At 62.0% G+C, this 24,265-nt stretch carries 27 protein-coding genes and 4 tRNA genes; 19 read left to right on the forward strand and 12 right to left on the reverse strand.

The genetic code is table 11. The features are described 5' to 3' along the window. Window positions 1-54: 54 nt before the first annotated feature. The 4 genes from HF682_RS04420 (at window position 55) to HF682_RS18080 (ending at window position 2,156) form a co-directional block, all read left to right on the forward strand. A complete protein-coding gene (locus HF682_RS04420; protein ID WP_168876014.1) occupies window positions 55-510 on the forward strand; it encodes a contact-dependent growth inhibition system immunity protein in 456 nt (151 codons plus the stop codon). Between the two features lie 145 nt (window positions 511-655). Continuing rightward, complete coding sequence (locus HF682_RS04425; protein ID WP_168876015.1) at window positions 656-1,105, forward strand: hypothetical protein; 450 nt, start codon at window positions 656-658, stop codon at window positions 1,103-1,105. Continuing rightward, window positions 1,102-1,572: a hypothetical protein gene (locus HF682_RS04430; protein ID WP_168876016.1), complete on the forward strand. Its 471-nt coding sequence runs from the start codon at window positions 1,102-1,104 to the stop codon at window positions 1,570-1,572. Before HF682_RS04425 ends, HF682_RS04430 begins: the two co-directional genes overlap by 4 nt. A 47-nt stretch (window positions 1,573-1,619) precedes the next feature. Next, window positions 1,620-2,156, forward strand: a complete 537-nt coding sequence (locus HF682_RS18080; RefSeq protein WP_168876017.1) for a CbrC family protein — start codon at window positions 1,620-1,622, stop codon at window positions 2,154-2,156. Window positions 2,157-2,297: 141 nt separating this feature from the next. On the opposite strand, the gene HF682_RS04440 is transcribed toward HF682_RS18080, so the two are convergent. Beyond that, window positions 2,298-2,591 carry a hypothetical protein gene (locus tag HF682_RS04440; RefSeq protein WP_168876018.1) on the reverse strand — a complete coding sequence of 98 codons (294 nt, stop codon included), beginning with the start codon at window positions 2,589-2,591 and terminating at the stop codon, window positions 2,298-2,300. 149 nt (window positions 2,592-2,740) lie between these two features. Here HF682_RS04440 and HF682_RS04445 point away from each other — a divergent pair, with 149 nt between their 5' ends. Together HF682_RS04445 and HF682_RS04450 are read left to right on the forward strand one after the other, a co-directional pair. Then, on the forward strand, window positions 2,741-3,505 hold the full coding sequence (locus HF682_RS04445; RefSeq protein WP_168876019.1) for an SDR family NAD(P)-dependent oxidoreductase: 765 nt from the start codon (window positions 2,741-2,743) through the stop codon (window positions 3,503-3,505). Between the two features lie 22 nt (window positions 3,506-3,527). After that, window positions 3,528-3,845, forward strand: a complete 318-nt coding sequence (locus tag HF682_RS04450; RefSeq protein WP_168876020.1) for a YciI family protein — start codon at window positions 3,528-3,530, stop codon at window positions 3,843-3,845. Window positions 3,846-3,934: 89 nt separating this feature from the next. On the opposite strand, the gene HF682_RS04455 is transcribed toward HF682_RS04450, so the two are convergent. Beyond that, complete coding sequence (locus HF682_RS04455) at window positions 3,935-4,882, reverse strand: porin (protein ID WP_168876021.1); 948 nt, start codon at window positions 4,880-4,882, stop codon at window positions 3,935-3,937. A gap of 462 nt (window positions 4,883-5,344) precedes the next feature. On the opposite strand from HF682_RS04455, the gene HF682_RS04460 reads away from it, so the two are divergent. Both HF682_RS04460 and HF682_RS04465 read left to right on the forward strand, forming a co-directional pair. After that, on the forward strand, window positions 5,345-5,767 hold the full coding sequence (locus HF682_RS04460) for a GNAT family N-acetyltransferase (protein ID WP_205881900.1): 423 nt from the start codon (window positions 5,345-5,347) through the stop codon (window positions 5,765-5,767). Window positions 5,768-5,856: 89 nt separating this feature from the next. Continuing rightward, complete coding sequence (locus HF682_RS04465; protein WP_168876022.1) at window positions 5,857-6,552, forward strand: tetratricopeptide repeat protein; 696 nt, start codon at window positions 5,857-5,859, stop codon at window positions 6,550-6,552. On the opposite strand, the gene HF682_RS04470 is transcribed toward HF682_RS04465, so the two are convergent. The 6 genes from HF682_RS04470 to HF682_RS04495 all read right to left on the reverse strand — a co-directional run bounded on the left by HF682_RS04470 (window position 6,549) and on the right by HF682_RS04495 (window position 8,959). Beyond that, window positions 6,549-7,067 carry a MepB family protein gene (locus HF682_RS04470; protein WP_168876023.1) on the reverse strand — a complete coding sequence of 173 codons (519 nt, stop codon included), beginning with the start codon at window positions 7,065-7,067 and terminating at the stop codon, window positions 6,549-6,551. The genes HF682_RS04465 and HF682_RS04470 overlap by 4 nt on opposite strands. A gap of 256 nt (window positions 7,068-7,323) precedes the next feature. Beyond that, a tRNA-Cys gene (locus HF682_RS04475) sits at window positions 7,324-7,397 on the reverse strand. A gap of 51 nt (window positions 7,398-7,448) precedes the next feature. Next, window positions 7,449-7,524, reverse strand: a tRNA-Gly gene (locus HF682_RS04480). A gap of 18 nt (window positions 7,525-7,542) precedes the next feature. After that, a tRNA-Gly gene (locus HF682_RS04485) sits at window positions 7,543-7,618 on the reverse strand. Window positions 7,619-7,645: 27 nt separating this feature from the next. After that, window positions 7,646-7,721 (reverse strand) — tRNA-Gly (locus tag HF682_RS04490). Window positions 7,722-7,804: 83 nt separating this feature from the next. Next, window positions 7,805-8,959, reverse strand: coding sequence for an aminotransferase class I/II-fold pyridoxal phosphate-dependent enzyme (locus HF682_RS04495; RefSeq protein WP_205881901.1), 1,155 nt, complete (start codon window positions 8,957-8,959; stop codon window positions 7,805-7,807). 160 nt (window positions 8,960-9,119) lie between these two features. On the opposite strand from HF682_RS04495, the gene HF682_RS04500 reads away from it, so the two are divergent. From HF682_RS04500 to HF682_RS04520, 5 genes are all read left to right on the forward strand, one after another. Continuing rightward, complete coding sequence (locus HF682_RS04500; RefSeq protein WP_168876024.1) at window positions 9,120-10,025, forward strand: LysR substrate-binding domain-containing protein; 906 nt, start codon at window positions 9,120-9,122, stop codon at window positions 10,023-10,025. A gap of 158 nt (window positions 10,026-10,183) precedes the next feature. Further along, window positions 10,184-11,428, forward strand: a complete 1,245-nt coding sequence (locus HF682_RS04505; protein ID WP_168876025.1) for an ABC transporter substrate-binding protein — start codon at window positions 10,184-10,186, stop codon at window positions 11,426-11,428. A gap of 73 nt (window positions 11,429-11,501) precedes the next feature. Then, window positions 11,502-12,443, forward strand: a complete 942-nt coding sequence (locus HF682_RS04510) for a carbohydrate ABC transporter permease (RefSeq protein WP_168876026.1) — start codon at window positions 11,502-11,504, stop codon at window positions 12,441-12,443. Next, entirely contained in the window at window positions 12,436-13,296 is an 861-nt protein-coding gene (locus HF682_RS04515; RefSeq protein ID WP_168876027.1) for a carbohydrate ABC transporter permease, read from the forward strand. Before HF682_RS04510 ends, HF682_RS04515 begins: the two co-directional genes overlap by 8 nt. A gap of 6 nt (window positions 13,297-13,302) precedes the next feature. Next, the gene (locus HF682_RS04520; protein WP_168876028.1) at window positions 13,303-14,397 is read left to right on the forward strand and encodes an ABC transporter ATP-binding protein; all 1,095 of its coding nucleotides are present in this window, start codon (window positions 13,303-13,305) and stop codon (window positions 14,395-14,397) included. Between the two features lie 220 nt (window positions 14,398-14,617). Here HF682_RS04520 and pgsA read toward each other — a convergent pair whose 3' ends face one another. Together pgsA and uvrC are read right to left on the reverse strand one after the other, a co-directional pair. Next, on the reverse strand, window positions 14,618-15,196 hold the full coding sequence (gene pgsA, locus HF682_RS04525) for a CDP-diacylglycerol--glycerol-3-phosphate 3-phosphatidyltransferase (protein ID WP_168876029.1): 579 nt from the start codon (window positions 15,194-15,196) through the stop codon (window positions 14,618-14,620). Then, complete coding sequence (gene uvrC, locus HF682_RS04530; protein ID WP_168876030.1) at window positions 15,193-17,019, reverse strand: excinuclease ABC subunit UvrC; 1,827 nt, start codon at window positions 17,017-17,019, stop codon at window positions 15,193-15,195. Before uvrC ends, pgsA begins: the two co-directional genes overlap by 4 nt. A gap of 120 nt (window positions 17,020-17,139) precedes the next feature. Between uvrC and HF682_RS04535 the strand changes: the two genes are divergently transcribed. Genes HF682_RS04535 through HF682_RS04545 form a run of 3 tightly spaced genes read left to right on the forward strand, consistent with a single transcriptional unit; the run spans window position 17,140 to window position 19,559 of the window. Continuing rightward, window positions 17,140-17,778, forward strand: coding sequence for a hypothetical protein (locus tag HF682_RS04535; RefSeq protein WP_168876031.1), 639 nt, complete (start codon window positions 17,140-17,142; stop codon window positions 17,776-17,778). A 60-nt stretch (window positions 17,779-17,838) separates the two neighbouring features. Then, window positions 17,839-18,762: a recombination-associated protein RdgC gene (locus tag HF682_RS04540; protein ID WP_168876032.1), complete on the forward strand. Its 924-nt coding sequence runs from the start codon at window positions 17,839-17,841 to the stop codon at window positions 18,760-18,762. A gap of 20 nt (window positions 18,763-18,782) precedes the next feature. Further along, window positions 18,783-19,559 (forward strand): substrate-binding periplasmic protein, encoded by a 777-nt coding sequence (locus tag HF682_RS04545; protein WP_168876033.1) that lies wholly within the window; start codon window positions 18,783-18,785, stop codon window positions 19,557-19,559. A 79-nt stretch (window positions 19,560-19,638) separates the two neighbouring features. Here the strand turns inward: HF682_RS04545 and HF682_RS04550 are convergent, their stop codons facing one another. Further along, window positions 19,639-19,977 carry a P-II family nitrogen regulator gene (locus tag HF682_RS04550; protein ID WP_168876034.1) on the reverse strand — a complete coding sequence of 113 codons (339 nt, stop codon included), beginning with the start codon at window positions 19,975-19,977 and terminating at the stop codon, window positions 19,639-19,641. Between the two features lie 33 nt (window positions 19,978-20,010). Further along, window positions 20,011-20,319, reverse strand: a complete 309-nt coding sequence (locus HF682_RS04555; RefSeq protein WP_168876035.1) for a hypothetical protein — start codon at window positions 20,317-20,319, stop codon at window positions 20,011-20,013. A 67-nt stretch (window positions 20,320-20,386) separates the two neighbouring features. Here HF682_RS04555 and HF682_RS04560 point away from each other — a divergent pair, with 67 nt between their 5' ends. From HF682_RS04560 to HF682_RS04570, 3 genes are read left to right on the forward strand one after another with little or no spacing between them, the layout of a single operon-like run. Continuing rightward, entirely contained in the window at window positions 20,387-21,334 is a 948-nt protein-coding gene (locus HF682_RS04560) for an AAA family ATPase (protein ID WP_168876036.1), read from the forward strand. Window positions 21,335-21,340: 6 nt separating this feature from the next. Next, the gene (locus HF682_RS04565; RefSeq protein ID WP_168876037.1) at window positions 21,341-22,315 is read left to right on the forward strand and encodes a DUF58 domain-containing protein; all 975 of its coding nucleotides are present in this window, start codon (window positions 21,341-21,343) and stop codon (window positions 22,313-22,315) included. Then, window positions 22,312-24,264, forward strand: a complete 1,953-nt coding sequence (locus tag HF682_RS04570) for a transglutaminase TgpA family protein (protein ID WP_168876038.1) — start codon at window positions 22,312-22,314, stop codon at window positions 24,262-24,264. Before HF682_RS04565 ends, HF682_RS04570 begins: the two co-directional genes overlap by 4 nt. Window position 24,265 lies beyond the last annotated feature (1 nt).

A 24,265-nucleotide genomic window follows, 5' to 3' on the forward strand; every position in this document is an offset into this window, starting at 1 on the left:
AAACCTTTCTGCATTTGCCCTCTGTCGTTTATCCAGCCGTTGGGAGACACTGCTTTGCCTAACCCCAATCACAAGCGGCGGAAGCAACTTACGCAGACCCTGACCCAGCTGGAGAGGCAGGAATGGGGTCCGGCTCAGTCGAGTTCCAGTCTGACCGTCTCCTGCCATCAACTGCGCCACAAGCCATTGGGGCAGATGACGGTGGAAGACCTGCGGATATTGATCGGGCAGGACATCGGGCTGCCTTACCTGATGCCACTGGCGCTGGACACCCTCCAGAATGACCCACTGGCAAAAGGGCAGCACTACCCGGGCGACCTGCTGTGCGCTGTACTCCGTGCATCCTCTGCGTTTTACCAAAAATATCCGGCTTATCGCCTCGCGGTACGCGAGCTGGCAGCGCTGGCATGTCATGCGGTGCAATGGCTGGAGGAGTGGGAGCAATCCTCCACGCAAAAAGTGCTGAACGAGGCGCTCAGGGCGTTTGATGCCTCCGGCCAAGCGATATGAGGCGTTAACACAGGGGTGGTGCCAGCAGTTCACTTGAGCCCCCGGAAGACACCCTCACGCCTCCCCCTCCTTCTTCACATCACTTGCCGTTGCGATCCCCCCGCCGCTACAGTGCGCTATCTTCCTCCTGCTTCGGTGTACCGCCATGCGTGTGAACTTCTGCCTGCTGTCCTTGACCAGCCTGTTGCTCAGTCCGTTAGTCCATGCCGGGGAGTGTGCGGCGGGTGGCAAGCTGCTGTTTCAATGTACCACCAGCAAGGGCAAGCAGATTGTGCTGTGCGACAGCGGCAAGACCATTGATTACAGCTTTGGCCCGCGTGGCAAGCCGGAGATTGTGGTGCGGGCCAAGCGTGACGAGGCGTCCACCACGCAGTGGCATGGCATGGGCCGCTATATGAATTACTCGGTGGATGTGCCGAACCGTGATGTCAGCTACAGCGTATATTGGGGAGTGGATAGGCTGGACGAGCAGCATCCGGTGGAGGCCGGGGTGTATGTCATGCAAGGGGAAACCGAGCTGGCCAATGTGAAGTGTGATGGCCGCAAGCCAATTGCGCAGCATATGGAAGGGGTGGCGCTGCGGGAAGTGGAATGAGTACGTTCCCCCCTCGTCTGGGACGCAGGCTGACGCTGCTTGCGCTGGGCTTGCTGCTGCACGTGGGCAGTGTACTGGCTCATGCCTGGCTGACGTTTGCGGATGTGCTGGCTTCTGGCGAATCGAGCTGGCCTGATGATCCCGCACGGTCCGAAATCATGCTGGGTGGCGCGCTCTGTGCGCTGGTCACTGCGGTGATGTTTGCCCTGCTGATCTGGTCTGTCCGGCGCTGGCTCTCGCCCAGCTTGGCACGGTGGCTATTGCTGCCAGCCTATGCGCTGCTGTGGCTGCTCTCCGCCTATTGGGTAACGGATGCTTACGTGGTGTTGCTGGGCAATACCTGGCTGCCGGTTGAAGTGCTGGCACTGATACTCAGTACCGGCCATGCCACCCTGCCCGCACTGCTGATCAATGGCTTGCTGCTCTACCGCTGGCTGTCGCAGCCCAGGAGCGGGGGGCCGTGCTAACTTATTGCGTCCGACAGCTTCCAACCTATAAATTTAAAGTCCATCCGATGTCCGATCAACTACCCCAATTCCGCTACCATCCTGATCCAATTGCGTCAGGCGTCATCTCATTGAACAACGCGACATGTATCTGCTGCGGGTACGCTCGAGGCTATGTCTATGGTGGGCCACTCTACACGGCACAAGATGTCGAAGGGTCGGTATGCCCCTGGTGCATTGCAAATGGTGAGGCAGCCGCCCGGCTAAATGCATCATTTGTGGCTGACTACCCACTGCTGCAGTCAGGCCTTCCATCAGACATCGTTGAGGAAGTTTGCTCAAGAACACCGGGCTACTATTCATGGCAACAGGAGGAGTGGCTCTCGCATTGTGGTGATGCCTGCGAATTTCATGGGGATGCCAGCGTGGAGGATATTCGGTCAGCCTCTATTACCACTAAAGCACATTGGATGGCAAACTATCAGCTAAGTGAAGACGACTGGGTGAGTGCTACTAAAGACTATCAGCCCGGTGGTCACTCAGCGTTCTACAAATTTGTTTGTCGCCACTGTGGTCAGGTGTCATTCGGTTGGGACTTGCCCTAGAATTTGGGCACCGCTCTTTTGCCCGCCCTTGCCAGATCCCCTTGGGTTTCCATGAATTCGTACAGGGGATGGCCCAGCTGATGGGGAGCATGTACTTCAACCAGTCGGCAAACTGATTACGCCGCCCGGCTGCAAGCCGCCCTACCGCTGCAGCTTGCGCCGCGCCACCTGAAACAAGCCAGTCAGTATGCACAGGTAGAGGCATTGCAGCGGGATATCCAGAAAGCGGTCGGCCAGCCATGTACCCCAAGGCGTCCAGGACAGCGCCAGTGGCGGGTAGAGCAGCAGCCCGATGGCCCGCTCCGGCATGGCGGAGGCCACCCCATAGCCCAGGGTATCCACCCCCAGCCGCAGCAACAGCGCCACCCCCAGCACCTGGATGGTGCGGGCAACCACAGTGAGCAGTCGGGCATGTGCGTCTTCTTGAAGCGGCATAACGTTATCCTGGGGAAACCGGCCCATGGGGCCGGTATTCTGATATCTTGCAGTATCGCCCTTGCCACGCCCGGCAGCAAGCCGCTACGCTGGCAATCGCGAAATGCGAGTGGCTTGGCCACGCTTTGATCATGAATGGACAGCATGCAATGACAGCAGTTCTGGCAGGAAAAGTGGCGGTGGTGATGGGTGGTACCTCCGGCATTGGCTTGGCTACCGCGCAGCGCTTGATCGCAGCCGGTGCGCAGGTGGTGATCACCGGGCGCGACGCTGCCAAGGGGGCACAAGCCCAGGCCGGGCTGGGGCCGATGGCCGCTTATTTGCCCTGCGATGTGTCGCAGGCGGAATCTGTGACCGCCTGTTTTCAGACACTGGCGTCGCGCTATGGTCGACTGGATTGTGCGGTGAATGTGGCGGCCATTCCGTTCAACCCTGCCCTGCTGCACCACACATCTGATGCAGATGCCCGCGCCCTGCTGGCCAGCGACGTGATGGGCCCCTACCTGTGCATGAAGCAGGAGATTGCGTTGATGCTGACTGGGGGTGGTGGCACCATTGTCAATGTGTCTTCTATTAACGGCATGTCTGGCGTGGCCTCTGCCGCGCTCTATAGCGCGGGGCGGCATGCGATTCTGGGGCTGACCCGCTCGGCGGCGCTGGAATACATCAGCCAGCAGATTCGCATCAACGCGGTCTGCCCCGGTGCGGTGGATACGCCGAGGCGGCAGCAACGGGTGGCGCACCTGTCGCCCGCCGCCCAGGCCGAGGCAGCAGCACAGACGGCGCAAGCCATCCCGATCGGGCGCGTGGCGGAGGCTGCCGAGGTGGCGGAGGCCATTTACTGGCTGTGCTCTCCCGCATCATCCTATGTGGTGGGGCAAGCACTGGCCGTGGATGGTGGCTTGTCCGCCTGAGTTGGCGCAAGAAGGAGGCGATATGCCGCAATTTCTCTACCAAGTCCGCCCGACACGGCTGGCGATGCTGACCGAGGGGCCGACCGAGCAAGAGTCCGCCATTCTGGGGCGACACTTTGCTTATCTGGAACAGCTGCTGGCGCAAGGCGTGCTGCTGATGGCCGGGCGCACCCTCACCGAAGATGCACGCACCTTTGGCATCGCCATTCTGGAAGCCGAGTCCGAAGCCGCGGCCCTGCGCTGGATGCAGGATGACCCTGCAGTGGCGGAGGGGGTGATGCGGGCGGAGCTGTTCCCTTATCGCGTAGCCCTGTGGGCTGATGCGGGGCCACCGCGCTGACAGGATGAAGTCGGCTGGTAATCCTCAAAAAAGTGCCGGCCCCGAGGGGTCGGCCAACCATGAGGAGGACCTACTGCGAAATCAACACGTTAGAAGCTGTGCGACAGACCAATGAACAGGTCACGCGAGGCTTCGCTGTTGGTGTTGATCTTTTCACGCTTGTATTCGGCAAAGAAAGCCGTGCGCTTGGAGAGGTCATAGCTCATGCCCAGCCCCCACACGCGGTTGTTCTTGCCATCCACATTGCTGTGGTTTTTGGTGCGGATCACCAGCCCGCGAAAGTGCAGGCGACCCGTTTGATAGTCGGCATACAGGCCAAAGCTCTTCTGCTTGACGCTGCTGCCCGCCAGGCGGCCCAGGTTGTACTCGGCCCCAATGGTGAAGTTGTCCACCGGGGTGATCTTGGCGGCGAGGTTGGTATTGCTGTTGCGGCCTGAGCTGGCGTTCTTCTGGGCGTTGTAGCCGAAATGCACGCCCCAGTTGCTGCCTGCATAGTTGGCGCTCATGGCCCAGGCATCGGTGGCCCGCGCGGTGGTGGTCTTGTCCTCACCTGCCGCCCAGCTCAGGGCGGCGGTGAAGCCCCCCATCGCCGGAAACTCATACTTCACTGCGCCCTTGTTGCTGCCGGAAGACACACTGTCGTAGTCCAGACCACGGTCGTACACATACCAGCCACCCTTGAAGTAACCGTCACCAAAGGCATTGATGCCCTTGCCGATCTTCAGCGCGCCAAAGTTACCGGCCAGCCCGACGAAGGTATCCCCTGAGGCCAGGGTACCGGCGCCGGAGGAGCCATCAATGCGCAGGTCGCTGTTCACCTGCCAGATGGCCTTCATGCCATTACCGAGGTCTTCGCTGCCGCTGAAGTTGAGCTCGGAGCCGGCATCGTCGATCTTGTTCTGAGTAACACCACCCACCGCGTGCTCAATGTGCAAGCCACCTTCTACCTTGCCGGAGATGGTGACATTGCCTGAGTCCGCCAGAGCGCCCACCGATGCCAGGCCCATGATCACTGCACTGAGGTACGTTTTCTTCATGCTCTCTCTACCCTTTTTCCATTTGTTGTTTGCGTGTTGTTTGACCCCTTTGAGGTCAGGGCCTATTGAACGCGCAAGGGCAGATGTAGCCAATTTGTTGCCAGGCTATTGCAGATAAATCATTGAAATCAATGTATTAACTACACCACAGCAACAAAACCGCCGTGCGGTGCAGCATGCTTGATTTTACCGTGTAAGGTATAAGAAAGTTTAATGTAAGCATTTGTAATGTTGATGTAATGCTGCAAGGCAGCATTGATGTGCCTGCCTAAAATGTAGTCAGTATGCTCCGAGCTGGTAGCATAATCTGCTAATACCTGTAGTAATTCCGCCCTCTCATGTAACTGCCCCCATTCCTGTGGCAGCCCCCGCCACGCAGGGCATCCCGCAAAAACACGGCTTCCCCTCGATACCATCGGGTGGCAGAATTCAGCCTCTGCCACAGACCACGGGAACGGCACCATGCTGACCTACCGCCTTGCCACTGAGGCTGACATCCCGGCCATGTCCCGCATTCGCCTGTCTGTGACCGAGAACGTGCTGTCGCGGCCTGACCGTATTACGCATGACATGTATGTGGATCATCTGGAACGTCTGGGGCGCAGCTGGGTCTGCGAGCAGTCACAGCACATCATCGGCTTCGCCAGCGCCTGCGTGACGGACCACAGCATCTGGGCCCTGTTTGTCCACCCGACGCAAGAGGGGCAAGGGGCGGGCCAGCACTTGCTGGCGCTGGCCTGTGACTGGCTGTTTACCCAGGGCGCGCCAGTGATCCGCCTCAGCACCACCCCAGGCACCCGCGCCGACCGTTTCTATCAGGCACAAGGCTGGCAACGGGATGGCACCACGGCAGACGGTGAAATCTGCTACCTGCGCCTGCGCTGAACCCATATCACCCTGTAACAAGCTGCTTGGGCGCCCCCCCCCAACCCTTTGTTAGACTCGCCACACTGACCTGACTCCGAGCCCATCCCATGCTTGCACTGACCCGGCGCATCGTTACCGGCCTGACACTGACGCTACTCGCTCAACCGATACTGGCCACCCCCTACCCGGCGCACGACCTTAGCGCGTTACTGCAGGCCCCCAAGGCGGGTCAGCCCGCCCGCTTTGACCTTGCCCGCTTTGATGCCATCGTGTCGGACCTGTACCCCCACGCGCAGAACTACCCGCCCAGCTTTGACAGCCCAGAGGATCTGGCCCGTGCCAGACGGGAATACCAGCAGCTGAGCCAGATGCTGGATACCTTGCTGCAACACCCTGCCCGCGATTTACTGCAGCGTAGCGCCCTGTTGCACAATATGGGAGCCATCATGGATGTGCCCGGCGCGGCACAACGCGCCCTGCAGCGTTACCCGCAGTGGATCGCCGCAGATGCAGCCAATCCGCTGGCGCACTACAGTTATGGCCGCTTTCTGGCCGACATCGGGCAAGCGGATCAAGCCCGGCCCGTACTGGAGAAGGCCAAAACACTGGGCAGCGAGCATGCCCCCTTCACCCTGGGGCTGGTCTACCAGCAACTGGGCAACACACCACAAGCGCTCGCCAACCTGAAAGCCTGGCAAGCCCGCCACCCGGATGACGCCCATGTGAAGAAAATCATCAACGCCATTGAGAAAGGCACCCTGACCTTTCACTTCAAGCCCAGCGCCTCAGCCACCACCCCCTAAGGCAACGCCAGGCGTAAACGTGTCAGCACCGGTTCTGCTTGCCCATGCGCATCCAGCGGCAAGAAGTGCTGTAACTGCCAATGCTGGCTGCGCACTGCGGCCCGGGCCTGTGGCTGGCTCCACGGCGGGTACAGCCGGAAGGCCCGCTTGCCCTCCCGACCTGCGCCGGAGAGGATGCCGTGCGCCAGCAGGGTGACCTTGCTGAAAATGAAGTGCCCCTGCCGCCCACCTTCTGCAGCCAACACGATGGTCACATCCAGCGGATCATGCTCAGCAAAAGGCGCAATCTCCGCCCCCGGATGCGGACGTTGCCAAAGGGTAACGAACTGCCCGATTTTGGTCGGCGTGGTTTTGGCCACCCGGTAATGAATAGCGAGGCCATTCAGCCCAAAACGACATGCACCATACTCCTCCCCTTCGACCTCCGGCTGCAGCGGACTGCTCAGTACAAAACCGGCAGGTTCATAGACTTGCTGGAGTGCAGCTTCAAGGGCAACGCGATGGTGGGGTAGCATGGATCATCCGGTTGGCTGTGGGCGCAGTCTAACAACAGACCGCTTAAGCGCCCATGATCCAGCAGGGTGATGACAAGAGGTGTCAGCAGGATGCCAACACTCACGCCGCAGACATATGCACCTTGGGCCATTCGCCCAGGCAGGCGGTCACTATCGTGATAAGCGGCTGATCGCGGTTGGAACAATTTTGCGGAGCACGACAATAATTGCGGAGCAACGCAAAACGGCCTGCATCGCTGCAGGCCGCTTGTCGATTTGGAGGCGGGTACCGGAGTCGAACCGATCTCAACGGATTTGCAATCCGCTGCATAACCGCTTTGCTAACCCGCCGTATCTGGTCCGGTGCCACCGGGGGTGCCGCTGTGCGACACCATCAAATTCTGGAGCGGGAAAAGAGTCTCGAACTCTCGACCTCAACCTTGGCAAGGTTGCGCTCTACCAACTGAGCTATTCCCGCATTGTGATGCGCTGTATGTGGAGCGGGCGAAGAGTCTCGAACTCTCGACCTCAACCTTGGCAAGGTTGCGCTCTACCAACTGAGCTACGCCCGCATTCCGGCTTACAGCAGACCTTGTTACTGGAGCGGGCGAAGAGTCTCGAACTCTCGACCTCAACCTTGGCAAGGTTGCGCTCTACCAACTGAGCTACGCCCGCGTCGTTCACAAGAGACGGCAATTATAGGGGCTTCAGGATTTCTGTCAACTGCTTTTGCCGCTGTCTTGCCAAATTTCGGGGTTTTACAATCTGGCCAGCTCAAAGGCTTGAGCCAGATCCTGCCACAGGTCTTCGGCGTGCTCGAGGCCCACGTGAAGGCGTACCAGATTGGTGGGCACATCGAAGTCAATCAGGGCATTGGCCACGCTGGCGGCCTGGGCGAGGCTGACGATGGAGGGGATGACCAGACTCTCGTAGCCGCCCCAGCTGACGCCAAGCTTGAACAGGCGCAAGGCATTGCAAAACTTGCGCGGGTCGATATGGGGCTGCAGGGCAATAGTAAAGGGGCTGCCACCTTCTTCTGCCGGGGTGCGGCTGTCACTGCCGAGCGTGGGGTGCAGCACGCTGGCCACAGCGGGGTGCTCACGCAGGCGGCGGCTGAGTACCCCCACCGAGCGACGCTGGGCAGAGAGGCGTTGCGGCAATGTGCGCATGCCCCGCAGCAGTAGCCAGGCTTCCCACGGTGACAGTTTGGCCCCCAGGTAGGGGTAGGTCAGGTCGTTGATGGCATCAATCCGGGCCTGACTGCCGACCACAATGCCAGCGACGGTATCGCTGTGGCCGGAGAGGTATTTGGAGGCCGAGTGCACCACCAGATCAATCCCGGCTTTCAGCGGTTGCTGATAGAGGGGCGTGGCCCAGCTGTTGTCACACAAGGTGACTACCCCGCGCTGGCGGGCGGCGGTGGCCAGCCGGTGCAGGTCCTGCGTGCGCATGGTCCAGCTGGTGGGGCTTTCCAGGTACAGTACGGCAGCCCCTTCCAGCCGCGCGATCACAGCATCGGTATCGCTGCCATCCACATACTCTACCGTCACATTGAGGCGGCTGAGCAGCTTTTGCATGAAGCGGTAAGCGTCGGGGTAGACATCGCGTACGCAGACCATGCGGTCGCCTGACTTGACCAGCGAGAGGATGGCAGCACTGATGGCCCCCATGCCGCTGGAGAAGGCGCGTGCTGCTTCGCCGCCTTCCAGCTCTGCCACTTTCTGTTCAAACAGCTGTACCGTCGGGTTGTCACCCCGGCTGTAGATGGGCTGGCTGCCATGACCGGCAAAGCGCTGCTCCATGTCCTCCACCGTGGCGAAGGTGAACAGCGAGGATTGAACAATGGGCGGCGTGACGGACATCCAGGGGTTCGGTTCGTCATGGGCCAGCAGGGTCATCGGGTGCAGGGTCACGGTGCAAGTACTCCGGTGGCTGGAGAGGAAGGTGCCGTCAACAGGCAAATCCGCCCTCTCGCGGCAGGTTGTCATTGGCTGGCATTTCACATTGCCAGCCGCCCCCCCGGCAAGCGACAATATCTATCCATTGGCATTAGTTTTTCTAAACGAGCCCCGCATGCAAAACCGTCTGCCCCCGCTCAACGCCCTGCGCGCCTTTGAAGTGGCCGCCCGCCACCTCAGCTTTGCTGCCGCGGCACGCGAACTGCATGTCACCAATGCGGCGATCAGCCACCAGATCAAGTCGCTGGAAGAGGCACTGGGGGTGCAGCTGTTCATGCGGCAGAATAATCACATTCTGCTCACGGTCGCCGGTGAAACCTATCTGCCCAAGGTGCGGGAGGCCTTCCGTACCCTGCGCGAGAGCACCCATCAATTGCTGGGCATCCATTCGGTCACCTTGCGGCTGGCGGTACGCTCTGCGTTTTGCCTCATGTGGCTGCTGCCACGCCTGCCCCGCTTCTATGAGGCCTACCCCGGCATCCACCTTGATATCGAGAACGAGGTGGACCGCAATTACCTGCAATACGACCTGACCATCGACTACCGCCCGACCGGGGTGCCGGATTACAGCGTGCAGCAATTGCTTTCCACCCCGCTCTACCCGGTCTGCAGCCCGCAGTGGCGCGAGCAGTTGCAGCAGCCGGAAGACCTGATGCGGGTACCGGTGCTGCACGATCGCCCCTTGCAGGGCATGCCGGAGTATCCGGACTGGCAGCGCTGGCTGGCCGCCGCTGGCTGCTCGACCAACCTCAACCCGCAAGGGGTGACCTTTGCCACCGCCTTGATGTGCCAGCAAGCCGCAGTCGCGGGGCTGGGTGTGGCGCTGGGGCAACATGCACTGGTAGAGAGCGAGCTGGAAAGTGGGCGTCTGGTGCGAGCCTTGCCCGAATTGCAAGCCCCCATCCACCTGCCGTATTACCTGATTTCGCCGGTCACGGCAGATGAAAACCCGGGCATGGCGCCCTTCATGCGCTGGCTGACCGCTGAGGCAGCGCGTAGCCAGACCAGCCTGCCGGGCTGAGTTAGTTTTTCTAACTGATGGTATCTATTTTTCTCGTTTGACGCCCCTCCCCCCTCTACGGTCTGATAGTCCCCAGCCAAACCAAGATTGGCCGCACCAGAGGCAGGTCAGCCGCTACAGCCGACGGCCTCTCCATTCGCAGAAAAAAGGGGACCAAGATGACATTCAAGCCGGGAAAACTGCAGTGTCTGGTTGGGGCCGTGCTGGCCACCATGGCCTGCAGTGCTTTTGCCGAAGACGTGGAAGTGATGCACTGGTGGGTGACCGGCGGGGAAGGCGCTGCCGTTGCCAAGTTCAAAGAAGGCCTGAAAGCCAAAGGCTTTGACTGGAAGGACATGGCAGTAGGGGCTTCGGACGCCCAGCGTCTGTTGCTGAAGACCCGCATCCAGCAAGGCAACCCGCCAGAAGCCGCCCAGGTGCAGGAAGACATCTACGCCCACGCCCATGAACCGGACAAGCTGGCTAACCTGGACGAGGTCGCCAAAAAGGAAAACTGGGACAAGGTGCTGCCGCCGGTGGTACAGCGCTACGCCAAGGCAGGCACCGGTCACTATGTGGTGGTTCCGGCCACCATCCACCGCGAAAACGTGATGTGGATCAGCGTGGCCGCGCTGAAAAAACTGGGCGCCAGTGCCGCACCGAAAACCTGGGACGAGTACTTTGCGCTGGCCGAGAAAGCCAAGAAGGCCGGTATCATGCCGGTGGCCGGTGCCCGCACCTGGGCACTGGACCTGACCTTCCACCAGATTGCTTTCGGTACCATGGGTGGCGCGCAGTACAGCAAGGCCTTCTATGATGGCGACGATGCCGCCATGACCAGCCCGCAGATGATCAAGGCCTTCGAGATCTTCCGCAAGCTGAGCACCTACGCCGACAAGGGCACCGAGACCCGCCGCTGGAACGAGGCCACCTCGCTGGTGATTCAGGACAAGGCGCTGATGCTGATCATGGGCGACTGGGCCAAGGGCGAATTTGCCCAGGCCAAGAAGGCTCCGAACAAGGATTACTTGTGTGCCGCCGTGCCAGGTACCGAGAACGGCCACTACTTCCTGACCGACGCCTTCATTTTCTACAAGACCAACAAGAAGGATCTGACAGGCCAGATGGCGCTGGCGCAAACCATCCTGGACAAGAACGTGCAGGTGGGCTTCAGCGCCGCCAAGGGTTCGGTGCCGCCGCGTACCGACGCCGATGTCAGCAGCCTGGATGAGTGCGCACAGGACTCCTACGCCGACTACCTCGCCGGTGCCAAGAGCGGCAAGCTGGTGGGCTCACCCGACCTGTTCGTCCCGGCCGGTCGCTCCAATGCCTGGAACGATGTGATCCGTGCCTTCTGGGCCAACCCGGACATGAGCGCACAAGACGCGGTGAAGAAGATGGCGCAAGCCAGCAAGGCCAGCTGAGCCTGACTCACGCCCGGTGGTCTGCAGGCAGACCCTGGGCGTTTTTGTTTTTGCATTCAGGAGTTTTCCCTACATGTCGCCACCCTTATCCGGTGAGGTGGAAGCGCGTCCGCTGACTGACGCGCCGAATCCATCCGCCTGGAAACACCAGCTGGAAAAGTGGCTGCCGCAGATTGCCATCTCGCCGGCGCTCACCTTGTGCATTATTTTCTTCTACGGCCTGGCCGTCTGGGTCGGGATGATTTCCTTTACCGATTCCGCCGGCATGCCCAGTTACAACTGGGTGGGTTTCGACAAGTATGTCGCCCTGTGGAACGACGACTACTGGTGGGAAGCCGTCAAGCACCTGCTGGTGTTTGCGCCGCTGGCCGTGGGGCTGCCGCTGCTGCTCGGTGCCATTCTCGCCATCTTCCTGGATCAGAAGATCCGCTTCGAGGGCGGCTTTCGTACCATCTACCTCTACCCGCTGGCGCTGTCCTCGGTGGTAACCGGCACCATCTGGCGCTGGATGCTGGCGCCGGATACCGGCATTGAAGCCTGGCTGCACAGCATCGGCATGCAGAACGCTTCATTCGCCTGGCTGGTTGAATCCGACAAAGTGCTGTTTGCCCTGGCGATTGTGGCCATCTGGCAGTCCACCGGCTTTGTGATGGCGATGTTTGTGGCCGGGCTGCGCGGTATCGATGACTCCATCTTCAAGGCTGCCATGCTCGATGGCGCATCGCTGCCTCGTGTGTACTGGCGCATCATTCTGCCTATCTTGCGCCCGACCCTGTTCAGCGCCTTGCTGCTGTTGCTGCCTGCCGCGCTGAAATCGGCCGAACTGGTGATCGTGATGACCCAGGGGGGACCGGGCCAGTCCAGCACCCTGCCCGCCTACTATATGTATGACCGCTTCTTCACCCGCGCGCAGATGGGGCTGGGCTCTGCTTCCGGCATGATCATCATGATGATGTGCATTTCCATTGCCGTGCCGTATGTGATGATGGAGCTGAAACGGAGCCGCCATGAATAAGCCCCGTCTGACCGTCGGTCGCGTCTGTATCTACGCCTTCCTGGTACTGAGCGCACTGTTCTTTGCGCTGCCCACCTGGTTTGCTTTCATGGCCTCGTTCAAGACCTTGCCAGACCTGCAATCCGGCAATCTGTTCGGACTGCCCAATGGCTGGACCATCGCGCCGTGGAAGCGGGCCTGGCAGGAGGTCTGTACCGGCATCCAGGGCTGTACCGGCATGATGCCGTACTTCAAGAACTCGCTGATCGTGGTGATTCCGTCCACCCTGATCTCCACGCTGTGGGCCGGGTTCAATGGCTATGTGATCAGCAAGTGGAAGTTCCGTGGCAGTGAGTTCGTGTTCTTCCTGCTGCTGTTCGGCCTGTTCCTGCCGACGGTGATGTTCCTGTTCCCGCTGTCACTGATCCTGCACAAGCTGGGCATGTCCAGCTCGCTGCTGTCGCTGGTGCTGGTACATATCATCTACAGCCTGCCGCTGGCCCTGTACTTCCGCAACTACTTCAGCAGCTTCCCCGGAGAGCTGATCAAGGCGGCCCGTATTGACGGTGCCGGTCTGTTCACCATCTTCTGGCGCATCCTGCTGCCGTCGACCAAACCGATCTTCGTGGTGGTGCTGATCATGCAGTTCACCTCGATCTGGAACGAGTTCCTGTTTGCGCTGATCCTGGCCCCGTATGACCAGCAACTGGTCACCGTCGGCCTGACCAACCTCACCGGCTCGCAAATCGGCACCCCGGAAACCAATGTCTATATGGCCGCTGCACTGATGGTCGCCCTGCCGACCGTGCTGATCTATGTGGTGGCCGGCAAGTATTTTGTCCGCGGCCTCACCGCCGGGGCAGTAAAAGGATAATTCAACATGTCTGGACTGCAAATTCGTGATGTTCGCAAAGCCTACGGCAAACATGACATCCTCAAGGGCATCAACCTCACCGTCAACCACGGCGAGTTTGTCATCCTGGTCGGCTCCTCCGGCTGCGGCAAGTCCACCCTGCTCAACATGATCGCCGGTCTGGAAGACATCGAGCACGGCGAGATCCACATCGGCAGCCGCCGGGTCAACGACCTGAGCCCGAAGGACCGGGACATCGCCATGGTGTTCCAGTCCTATGCCCTCTACCCCGGCATGACGGTGCAAAAGAACATCGAGTTTGCGCTGGAAATGCGCAAGGTGCCGAAAGAAGAACGGGAAGCGGTGGTCAAACGGGTGGCCAAGACCCTGCAGATTGACCATCTGCTCGACCGTCGCCCCTCGCAGCTCTCCGGTGGCCAGCGCCAGCGGGTGGCAATGGGGCGTGCGCTGGCACGTAACCCGGCCATCTTTCTGTTCGACGAGCCGCTGTCCAATCTGGACGCCAAGCTACGCGTGGAGATGCGCAGCGAGATCAAGCAGCTGCACCAGCGCGTCGGTGCCACCATTGTCTACGTCACGCACGACCAGGTGGAAGCGATGACCCTGGGCGACCGTATTGCGGTAATGCGGGAAGGCCGCGTGCTGCAATACGGCACACCGGAAGAAATCTACAACCAGCCCAGCACCCTCTACGTAGCCGGTTTCATTGGCTCGCCGTCGATGAACTTCATCCCGGTCACCCTGCAGGAGATTGACGGACAGTGGACCTGCGATTTCGTGACCTCAGTCGGCGACCGCAAGCTGGTGGTCGGCCCGGTGCGGGACCGTCAATGGGACGGCAAGCAGGTGATTCTGGGCATCCGCCCGGAACACTTTCATGAGGCACGCAGCCTCAGCGAAGACCATCTGCCCTTGCCGATTGACCGGGTAGAGCCGACCGGGGCCGACACCTACATTTATGGCAGTGTCAACGGCGCCACCGTTGCCGCTCGCTTGTTGCCGCGCCAGATGAAGCACGGCACATCACGGCTCTCTCTACAGTTCGATTTGCCATCGCTCTCGTTTTTTGATCCGCAAACCGAACTGCGCATCACCCCTTAAGCCCAGGGGGACTTGACAGGCCACCCCTCGGGGTGGCCTTTTTTACATCCGGCGCCCGCGGTCTGCTGCAGCCGCTCCGCACTTGTTCATCGCCTGCTGCGCGACAGGATACGGGATACGGCGTTGCACCGGCGTTGGATTGCCTTGCACCCCGTAAGCGCTGCTTCCTCACCCCTTTTCGCCTGGTCTCCCCCTCGCCTGCGAGACGTTCAACCTGGCCTCAGCGCCCGGCACGCCCCGTGAGCAGCGGCCACGCCTGGCGCAGGTAGTAGACCATCGACCACAGGGTAAGCACCACCGCGATCACCAGCAGCCACTCGCCGGCCAGGCGGGTTGCCAGCCCCGGGATCAGCGGCAGGTCGTACAGCAAGGCGGTGATGGCGGCCATTTGCGCTGCGGTTTTCAGTTTGCCGACATAGGACACTGCCACGCTCTTGCGGGCACCCAGCTCGGCCATCCACTCGCGCAGGGCGGAGATGGTGATTTCACGGCCAATGATGATGGCGGCCAGCGCCGGGTCGGCGCGGTCCAGCTGCACCAGCATCACCAGTGCCGCGGCCACCATCAGCTTGTCCGCCACCGGGTCGAGGAAAGCACCAAAGGCGGAGGTCTGGTTCAGCGCTCGCGCCAGGTAGCCATCCAGCCAGTCGGTGACGGCGGCCAGCACGAAGAAACCGGTGGCCAGCAGGTTCTTGTCCGGCATGGAGAGCATGGTCAGCGGCAGGTAGTAGATGCCCATGAACAGCGGGATCAGGATGATGCGCAGCCAGGTCAGCAGGGTAGGCAGGTTCAGGGTCATGGGTGTAGTTGCCGGTAAATGCGTTCAGCCAGTGCGGCACCAATGCCGGGCACGGCGGCGATATCATCCTCGCTGGCGGCCAGCAAACCCTGCAGGCCACCAAACTGGGTCAGTAAACGTTGCCGGCGCTTGGCGCCGACGCCTTCGATCTCTTGCAATGAGGACTGGGTACGTGCCTTGCCGCGCCGCGCCCGATGTCCGGTAATAGCAAAGCGATGGGCTTCGTCACGGATCTGCTGGATCAGGTGCAGTGCCGGTGCATCGGTTGCCAGATTCAAGGTTAGGCCTTGTTGCGGCACAATCAAGGTTTCCAGGCCCGGTTTGCGCTCCACCCCCTTGGCAACCCCGACAATATCGAGGTCCGGCAGGCCCACTTCGTTCAGCACTTCCAGCGCCACATTCACCTGCCCCAGCCCGCCATCAATCAGCAGCAGGTCCGGCAGCCGGGCCTCTTCACCCGCCGCCTTGGCTGCTGCCAGTTTGCCATAACGGCGGGTCAGTGCCTGCCGCATGGCGGCGAAATCATCACCCGGCGTGATGTCGGTGATATTAAAGCGACGGTATTCGCCCGGTTGCATCGCCAGGCGGTCGTATACCACGCAGGAAGCCACGGTGGCCTCGCCCTGGGTATGGCTGATGTCAAAGCATTCGATGCGCGACACCGCCCCCAGGTTCAGCGCCTCGGTCAGGGCGGACAGCCGCTGGTCCTGCGCCGCGCGCGACAGCAACCGTTGCTGTAGTGCCAGGCGGGCGTTCTTTTCCGCCATCTGCAGCCAGACCCGCCGCTCGCCATTCGGGTTGCTGTTGAGTTTGACCTTGCGCCCGGCTTGCTGCGACAGCAGGTCGGCCAGCCCTTCGTCTTCCATCGGCTGGCTGAGCACAATCAGCGCCGGGGGCGGCAGCTCCAGATAGTGCTGCAGTACAAAGGCCTCCAGCACTTCGGCCTCGGTGGTGCCGTCGGACAGCGCGCCGGGGAACATCGCCTTGTCGCCCAGTTGCCGCCCACCGCGCACCATCACCAGATTGACACAGGCCATACCCTGCTCCACCACCACCGCGATGATGTCGGTATCAAGCTGGCTGGCGTTGCTGGAGACAAACTGCTTTTCCTGCACCGCCTGCAGCTGCTGGATCTGGTCACGCAGCACCGCGGCCTGCTCGTATTCAAAGGCTTCGGCGTGCGCCTGCATCTGCTGGGTGAGGCGCTCCACCACATCGCGCTGCTTGCCTTCCAGCAGCAGCCGCGCTGCATTCACATCGGTGGCGTAGTCTTCTGCACTGATCAGCCCGACGCACGGCCCGGAGCAGCGCTTGATCTGATACAGCAGGCAGGGCCGCGAACGGTTGCTGAATACACTGTCCTCACAGGTGCGCAGCCGGAAAATGCGTTGCAACAGGTGCACGCTTTCCCGCACCGCCCAGGCATTGGGGAACGGCCCGAAATACTGGTGCTGCTTGTCCACCCCACCGCGATAGGACGAGATGCGCGGGAAGGCATGGCCGCTGACCCGGATGTACGGGTAGCTTTTATCATCCCGAAACAGGATGTTGTATTTGGGGCGCAAACCCTTGATCAGGTTGTTTTCCAGCAGCAGCGCTTCGGCTTCGCTGCGGGTCACTGTCACCTCGATGCGTACCACCTGCGCCACCATCAGCCGGATGCGCGGCGAATGGTCGGTTTTCTGGAAGTACGAGGTCACCCGCCGCCGCAAGGCCTTAGCCTTGCCGACGTACAGCACGCTTCCGTCCGCCGCCAGCATGCGGTAGACCCCCGGCAGCAGCGGCAGGGTCTTCAGGAAGGACGGGATGTCAAAAGGTTCCATCAGGGCAGTTTGCGAAGTCGTGGGCGGATTCTATTACAAGATGGCGACGCCGCCCGCACAAGCTGCAACTTTTCCATGCATGATGACGTCTGAATGCCACGTCTGCACCACGGAATCCTCATGCTGCGTTACAGCCTGCTGTTGCTTTGCCTTGCCATGCCACTGCAATCCGCCACCCTGCCCGTACAGCGGCTGGATCAGCATGCGGCCTCTGGCCGGGTGCGTGCCGAAACGGTAGAGACCTCGCAAGGCTGCACTACCGTCACCCTGCGTTACCGCCAGCAGGTACTGCACAGCCAGGGCTGCTATGTGCTGTCCGGGCCAGACGCCTACTGGGCTGACCTGGATTTTGACCACCATGCTGATCTGTGGCTGCGGGGCTGCACCGATGGCCAATGCCGCAGCATCCGCTCCGAGGTCTGGCGCTTCCAGCCCGGCCGCCAGCGCTTGCAGTACGACGCCACCCTTTCCGCCCTGCCCAATCTGCGACTGGCACAGAACGAACATCGGCTGGAGTCCGGTATCGACAATGCCGGTTGCGCCGGGCAGGCTTTCCACTATGAACGTTACTGGCTGCCCAACGGGATATTGCGGCCCCTCTCTCGCCGGATACAGGAATGTCTGGCAGACGGCCGCATCCGTTATCAGGAGCACGCCTGGCAGGATGGCCGCTGGGTCACCACGCTCAGCCGCGAGGGTGCCCCCAGCGAGGCCGAGGAAGCCGCCCGCCGCAGCGGGGGCCTGCACACCCTGCCCTGAGCCCTTCGCCACAGTGTAAAATGCCAGCCCGGTATCACCCTCATCAGGAAACAACAGCCCATGTGGTTCAAGAATCTGCAGCTCTACCGCCTCTCCACCCCGTTCACCCTCAGCGCAGAAGCCCTGGCCGAACAGATGGCCGCCCGCGCCTTCAGCGGCTGCACCCGGCTGGACCGCAGCCATAGCGGCTGGGCTGAACCTTACGGGCTGGATGAGCTGGTGGTGGCTGGCGGTGGCGCGCTGTGGTTCTCGCTGAAGAATGAGGACAAGCTGCTGCCGTCCAGCGTGGTCAACCAGACGCTGGCGGACAAAATGGCGCATATTGAGGCCACCGAGGCACGCCGAGTCGGCCGCAAGGAAAAACAGACGCTGAAAGAGCAAATCGAGGACGAGCTGCTGCCGCGCGCCTTCAGCCGCTTCAGCCGCACCCACGCGGTGCTGGACCCGGAGAGTGGCTGGCTGCTGGTCGACGCCGCCAACGCAGGCAAGGCCGAAGGGGTGATCAGCGCCCTGTTGCAAGCGGTAGAAGGGGTAAGGCTGGAACGACCGGATGCCGCGCAATCCCCGGCCAGCAAGATGGCCGACCTGCTGCTCACCCCTGCCGAAGAGCAGGAGCTGCAATTGTTCCAGCTGGACAGCGATTGCGAGCTGAAAGGCGCGGGGGACACACAGAGCGTGGTGCGCTTTGCCCGCCACAACCTGTCGCTGCCGGAAGTAGCCGCGCACCTGGCCACCGGCAAGCAGCCGGTCAAACTGGGCTTGCAATGGCAGAACCGGGTGAGCTTTGTACTGACCGAGGATTGGCAGGTGCGCCGCATCAAGTTCCTCGATCTGGTGCAGGATCAGGTGACCGACAGCCATGCCGACGACCAGCGCGCGCTGATCGAAGCCACCCTCACCATCCAGATCGCCGAGCTGCGTGGCTTGCTGACGGACCTAATGGCCTGGCTGGGAGAGGCCGCAGAAACACCGGCAAGCGCCTGATTCTGGACTATACTGGCCCCATGGAACCACCCACCCTCTCCATCCGGCGAACCCTGCTGTTGCTGGCGGGTTTGCTGCTTGCTGGTATAGCCCATGCTGATCGGCCTGTGCTGAAAGTGCTGTTCGGCGTGCACAAACCGCCTTACATTCATGAGCCCAACCGCTCGGGCCTGGATTACGAGATCGTCAACCAGGCTGTGCAGCTGATGGGCTACCAGCTGCAGGCGGACTTCACCCCGCCTGCGCGAGGCGTGCTGCTGTTCAAGAATGCGGACATTGATGCGCTGGCCACCATGCGGGAGAGCAGCGGGCTGGAGGGGGCGTACTCCGACGCTTACATCAGCTATCAGAATGTCGCCACCGTGCTGGCCAAGCGGGGTATCGTCCTCAACAACATTGAAGATCTGGCGGGCTACAGTGTGGCCGCCTTCCAGAATGCCAAGCTCAATCTGGGCGAGCGCTACCGCAACGCGGTGGACAAATCACCCTCCTATCAGGAGGTCTCACCCCAGGTAATCCAGAACAAGCTGCTCTACAGTGGTCGGGTAGACGTGGTGATTGGTGACCGGCTGATCTTCCGTTACTTCAACCAGGAAGCCGCCAGCCTGGTCGATGTCAAACAGCCTATCCAGCAATTTGCCCTGTTTCCGCCCACCGAATACAAGGTCCTGTTCCGCGACCCGGCCATGCGGGACCGCTTCAACAATGCCTTGCGTGCCCTCAAGGCACGCGGCACCTACCGTGAGATCGAGCAAAAATACCTGGATAATCAGAGCAGCGGCACCGCCCCGCAATAAGCAGTGCCGTCGCACCTGAAGCGGGTCTGACGGGCCTTGAGGCTTGGGGTGCGTCAACGCCCCGCCAGCGGTCTGTCCCTTAAACCGCGTCTTCGTTCTGCTCACCGGTGCGGATGCGCACCACCTGCTCCACCGGCATCACGAAAATCTTGCCATCACCAATCTTGCCGGTGCGTGCCGCCTTGGTGATGGCATCAATGGCAGCGTCCACCAGTTCGTCTGCAATCACCATCTCCAGCTTCACCTTGGGCAGGAAATCCACCACATATTCGGCACCGCGATACAGCTCGGTATGACCTTTCTGCCGGCCAAAACCCTTGACCTCGCTCACCGTCATGCCGGTGATGCCGACTTCGGACAGCGCCTCGCGCACTTCGTCCAGTTTGAACGGCTTGATGATGGCGTCAATCTTCTTCATGTGTACTCCCGTTTCAGGTCATTTGCATTCGGTTTACCAGCCGAGGCGGCGACGCCAGGCGGACAGCAAGGATAATTGCGGCCACGGCACCGGCTCACCCGGCGCACGTTGCTGCAGGCGGCGGCGCTCCAGCCCCAGTCGCAGCATGTTCAGCAAGGCCCAGCCCACCAGTGCCAGCGCCGGGATCGCCACCGCATGCGCCAGCCAGGCCGGCAGCCAGCCTTGTTGCCGCAGCCCTTGCGCCAGCCAGGCGAAGAACAGGCCCAGCGTCAACCGCGCCAGCAGCCCGCCCGACACCCGCCGGATCAGTTCATCGAGCAGGGGCTCTGCCTCACTACGCATGTCATTGCCATGATTTATTTTAGGCATGGTCACCACAGTTTGCCGTGCGGCAGCTAGAATAAACAGCATGTTCACCTCACATCATAGCAAGAGCGCGGCAGTGGCTACAGCCCCCGCGCATCCGGTCCTGCAACAGGCACTCACCCAGCTCGGGCAGCAGCTGCTCGGCAAGCCGCAGCAGATTCGTCTGGCGCTGGCCTGTTTGCTGGCGCGCGGCCACCTGCTACTGGAGGACGTGCCCGGTGTCGGCAAGACCACACTGGCGCACGCGCTGGCACAAACGCTGGGCCTTGGTTATCAGCGGGTGCAATTCACCAGCGACCTGCTGCCCGCCGACCTGATCGGCATCTCCATCTATGTGCGGGAAACCGGCCAGTTCGAGTTTCACCGTGGTCCACTGTTCAGTCAGCTGGTGCTGGCGGACGAGATCAACCGCGCCAGTCCCAAGGCGCAGAGCGCCTTGCTGGAAGCGATGGCCGAGCGGCAGGTGACGCATGATGGCACCACCTATGCGCTGCCCGATCCCTTCTTCGTCATCGCCACGCAAAACCCGCTGACCCAGATCGGCACCCATCCGCTGCCCGAATCGCAGCTGGACCGCTTCACCCTGCGCCTGTCGCTGGGCTACCCGGACGCCCGCTTCGAGAAGGCCCTCTACCAGGGCCAGCGCATGGCTGAGGTGCAGCAGGCGCTAAGCATCGAGCAGGTGCGCGCCTTGCAGGCAGACGCCAGCGCGGTGCATGCCGCCGATCCGTTGATCGACTACGTGATGGCCCTGGTACACGCCACCCGTGACCCGCAGCGCTTCCAGTATGGCCTGTCGCCCCGCGCTGGCCTCGCCCTGCTGGCGGTCGCGCGCAGCTGGGCCTTGCTGGCCGGGCGCGACATGGTGTTGCCGGAGGATGTGCAGGCGGTGTTCCCGCATGTGGCAGCGCACCGCCTGCAAGCGGCCAGCGGCGCAGGCGCCAGCCTGCAGCAGGTTTCGCAACTGCTGCTCGACATCCCCTTGCCCTGAGCCGGCATGTCTGCCGTTTCTGCCTCCAGCCTGACCCCGCTGGGCCGTATCCGCCAGTGGCTGAGCCGCCCGCACCTGCCGGTCAACGGGGTGCTGCAGCTGGACCGCCGCCGCCTGTACATCCTGCCCACCTTGCACGGTCTGGTCTTTGCCGTGCTGTTGTTGACCATGCTGCTGACCGCGCTCAACTACATGCTCAACCTCGGCTTGCTGCTTACCTTTGCGCTGACCGGGCTGGGCTTTGCCGTGATGTGGCATGCCTACCGCAATCTGCTGGGGGTGGAATTACGCGCCGGGGAAGCCGAGCCGGTATTCCTGGGGCAAACCGCCTGGCTGCCGGTTACGCTCAGCATCCCGGCAGGGTATGCCCGCTTTGGGCTGGAACTGCACTGTCGCGACCAGCACGCCGCTGCGATTGACCTGCCTGCTGGTGGCAGCGTCCACGCCCTGCTGCCGTGGCAACCCGTGCGCAGGGGGTGGATTACCTTGCCCCGGCAGACCATCACCAGCCGCTTTCCACTCGCCCTGTTTCGTTGCTGGAGCTATAGCGACCTGCCGCTGCGGGTACTGGTCTATCCACAGCCAGAAGCCGATGCGCCTGCCGCCCCGGCCAGCACCCAGCCCGATGAGCAATCCAGCGCGTCCCGGCTGGACGACGACCACCCGGACCAGCTGCGTCCCTACCGCCCCGGCGACCCGCTGCGCAGCATTGCCTGGAAACACAGCGCGCGGCTGGACAGCTGGCTGACCCGCGTCGGCCAGCAAGGCGAGCGGCTGGAGCGCTGGCTGGACTGGCACACCCTTCCCAGCGGCTTGTCGGACGAAGCCCGCCTGTCGCGGCTGACCCGCTGGGTGCTGCGGGCCGAGCAGGAAGAAATCGACTACGGCCTGCGGCTGCCGGGACAGGAAGTGCCGCTGGGTCACGGCCCGGCACAACTGCGGCAGTGTCTGGAAGCGCTGGCCACCTGGGGGCAGCCTTGAGCCGCCCGTTGACCGCGCTGGAGCAGCGACGTCTGCTCAGCCAGCTGCTGCTGGTGTTGCTGCCGCATGGCTGGAACCTGCCCGTGTGGCTGAGTGCGCTGGTGGGGCTGGCGCTCGGCTGGCAGGCGCTGCGCTTGTGGCGGCGCTGGCCGCCGCCGCCCCGGCTGCTGCTGTCGGTGATCAGTATTGCTGCCCTGCTGCTGGTAATTGTGCTGAATCTGCGAGACGGCAATGGTTTCAACCGCGAACTGGCGGTATCCATCCTGGTGCTGTTTGGTGCGCTCAAGCTGCTGGAAAGCCGCCAGCTGCGCGATGCGCAATTCTGTTTCCTGCTTGCCTTTTTCCTGCTGCTGACCTTGTTTCTCTATGGGCAGCCGTTCTGGCTGGCTGCATATGTGTTGGTCAGCGCGATCTTTGTCCTGCGCAACGGACTCTACCTCTGCCACCCGTCGATTGAGGGGCAGCTGTCGGCGTGGCGTTTCCTTGGACGGCTGCAACTGTATGGCCTTCCCTGGCTGGTGGTGCTGTTCGTGCTGTTTCCCCGGCTGGACCGCCCGCTCTGGCAATTGCAGCATGACCCGGGCCGAGGCATCACCGGGGTCAGCGACCTGATGAGCCCGGGCAATATCGGCCAACTGATCCGCTCGACTGAGGTCGCCTTCCGCGCCGAATTCAGCGGGGCCCGTCCGTCGCCAGATGAGCTGTACTGGCGAGGGCTGGTGCTGTGGGATTATGACGGCCGCAGTTGGCTTCCAAGCCCGGAGCGCCGAGCATTCGCACGCGACATTCCGGCAGCGGCAATTCGCTATCGCTATCGTGTCACCCTTGAGCCACACCAGCAACGCTGGCTCTACCTGCTGGACCGCGGTCAGCAGGTGCTCGACAATGACCGGGGCAATTTCACGCTGGATGGCGAGTACTTCCGCCAGAGCACCGTCGACAGCCGCATGATGTACCGGGCGACCGCCGTAGCGGAAGACCCGGAAGTGATGGACACCCCCACCTTGCAGCAAGCCTTGTACCTGCCACCGGGCAACCCGCAAGCCCGGGCGCTGGCTGCACGCTGGGCCAGCCTGCCCACGCCACAGCAGCGGGTCAACGCTGCGCTGGCCTTGTTCCGGCAAGCCCCATTTGGCTATACCCTGGAGCCGCCGCCGCTGGGTAAGCAGGCGGTAGATGACTTCCTGTTCCGCACCCGGCTGGGGTTTTGCGAGCACTACAGCTCCAGCTTTGTGTTCCTGATGCGCGCATCCGGCGTACCGGCGCGGGTGGTGGTGGGTTATCTGGGCGGGGAATACAACACCCTCAGCAATTACTACATCGTTCGCCAGGCCGACGCCCACGCCTGGGCCGAAGTCTGGCTGGCCGGGCGCGGCTGGGTACGTGTGGATCCGACCGCGGCCGTGTCGCCTGACCGGGTTGACCAGGGCATTGCAGCCGCCATCAACGACGCCGGGGCGCAGGATATCCGCGCCTTGCGCACGCCGGACTGGATGCGTTCGCTACGCTGGGGGGTCGATGGTCTGGTCAACGGCTGGAACAAGTGGATTCTGAGCTACGACAGCCGCGAGCAGCTGGGCATGCTGGAGCGGCTGGGGCTGGAGAGCAACGCCATGGCGCTGGCGCGCCTGCTGGGGCTGGTACTGGCCAGCCTGCTGTTGCTGGCCACCCTGCCCCTGCTGCGCCAGCGCGGGCCGAAGCTGAGCCCGCTGCAAGCCGCCTATCAGCAGTTGTGCCTGCAGTTGGCCAAGGCAGGCTGCCCGCGTCAGCCGCAGGAGGGGCCGCTGGATTACGCCGCCCGACTCAGCCAGGCCTTCCCGTACGCCGCGCGCGAGCTGCAATCCCTGCTGACCAGCTACGCCCGCCTCTACTACGGTGCTGCAGTGAGTGAACAGGCCATGCAAGCCTGGGCACAACGCGCCCGCCGCTACCGCTTGCCGCGGCCTTGAA

It is taken from the genome of Leeia aquatica, from assembly GCF_012641365.1.
Classification (GTDB): Bacteria; Pseudomonadota; Gammaproteobacteria; order Burkholderiales; family Leeiaceae; genus Leeia; species Leeia aquatica.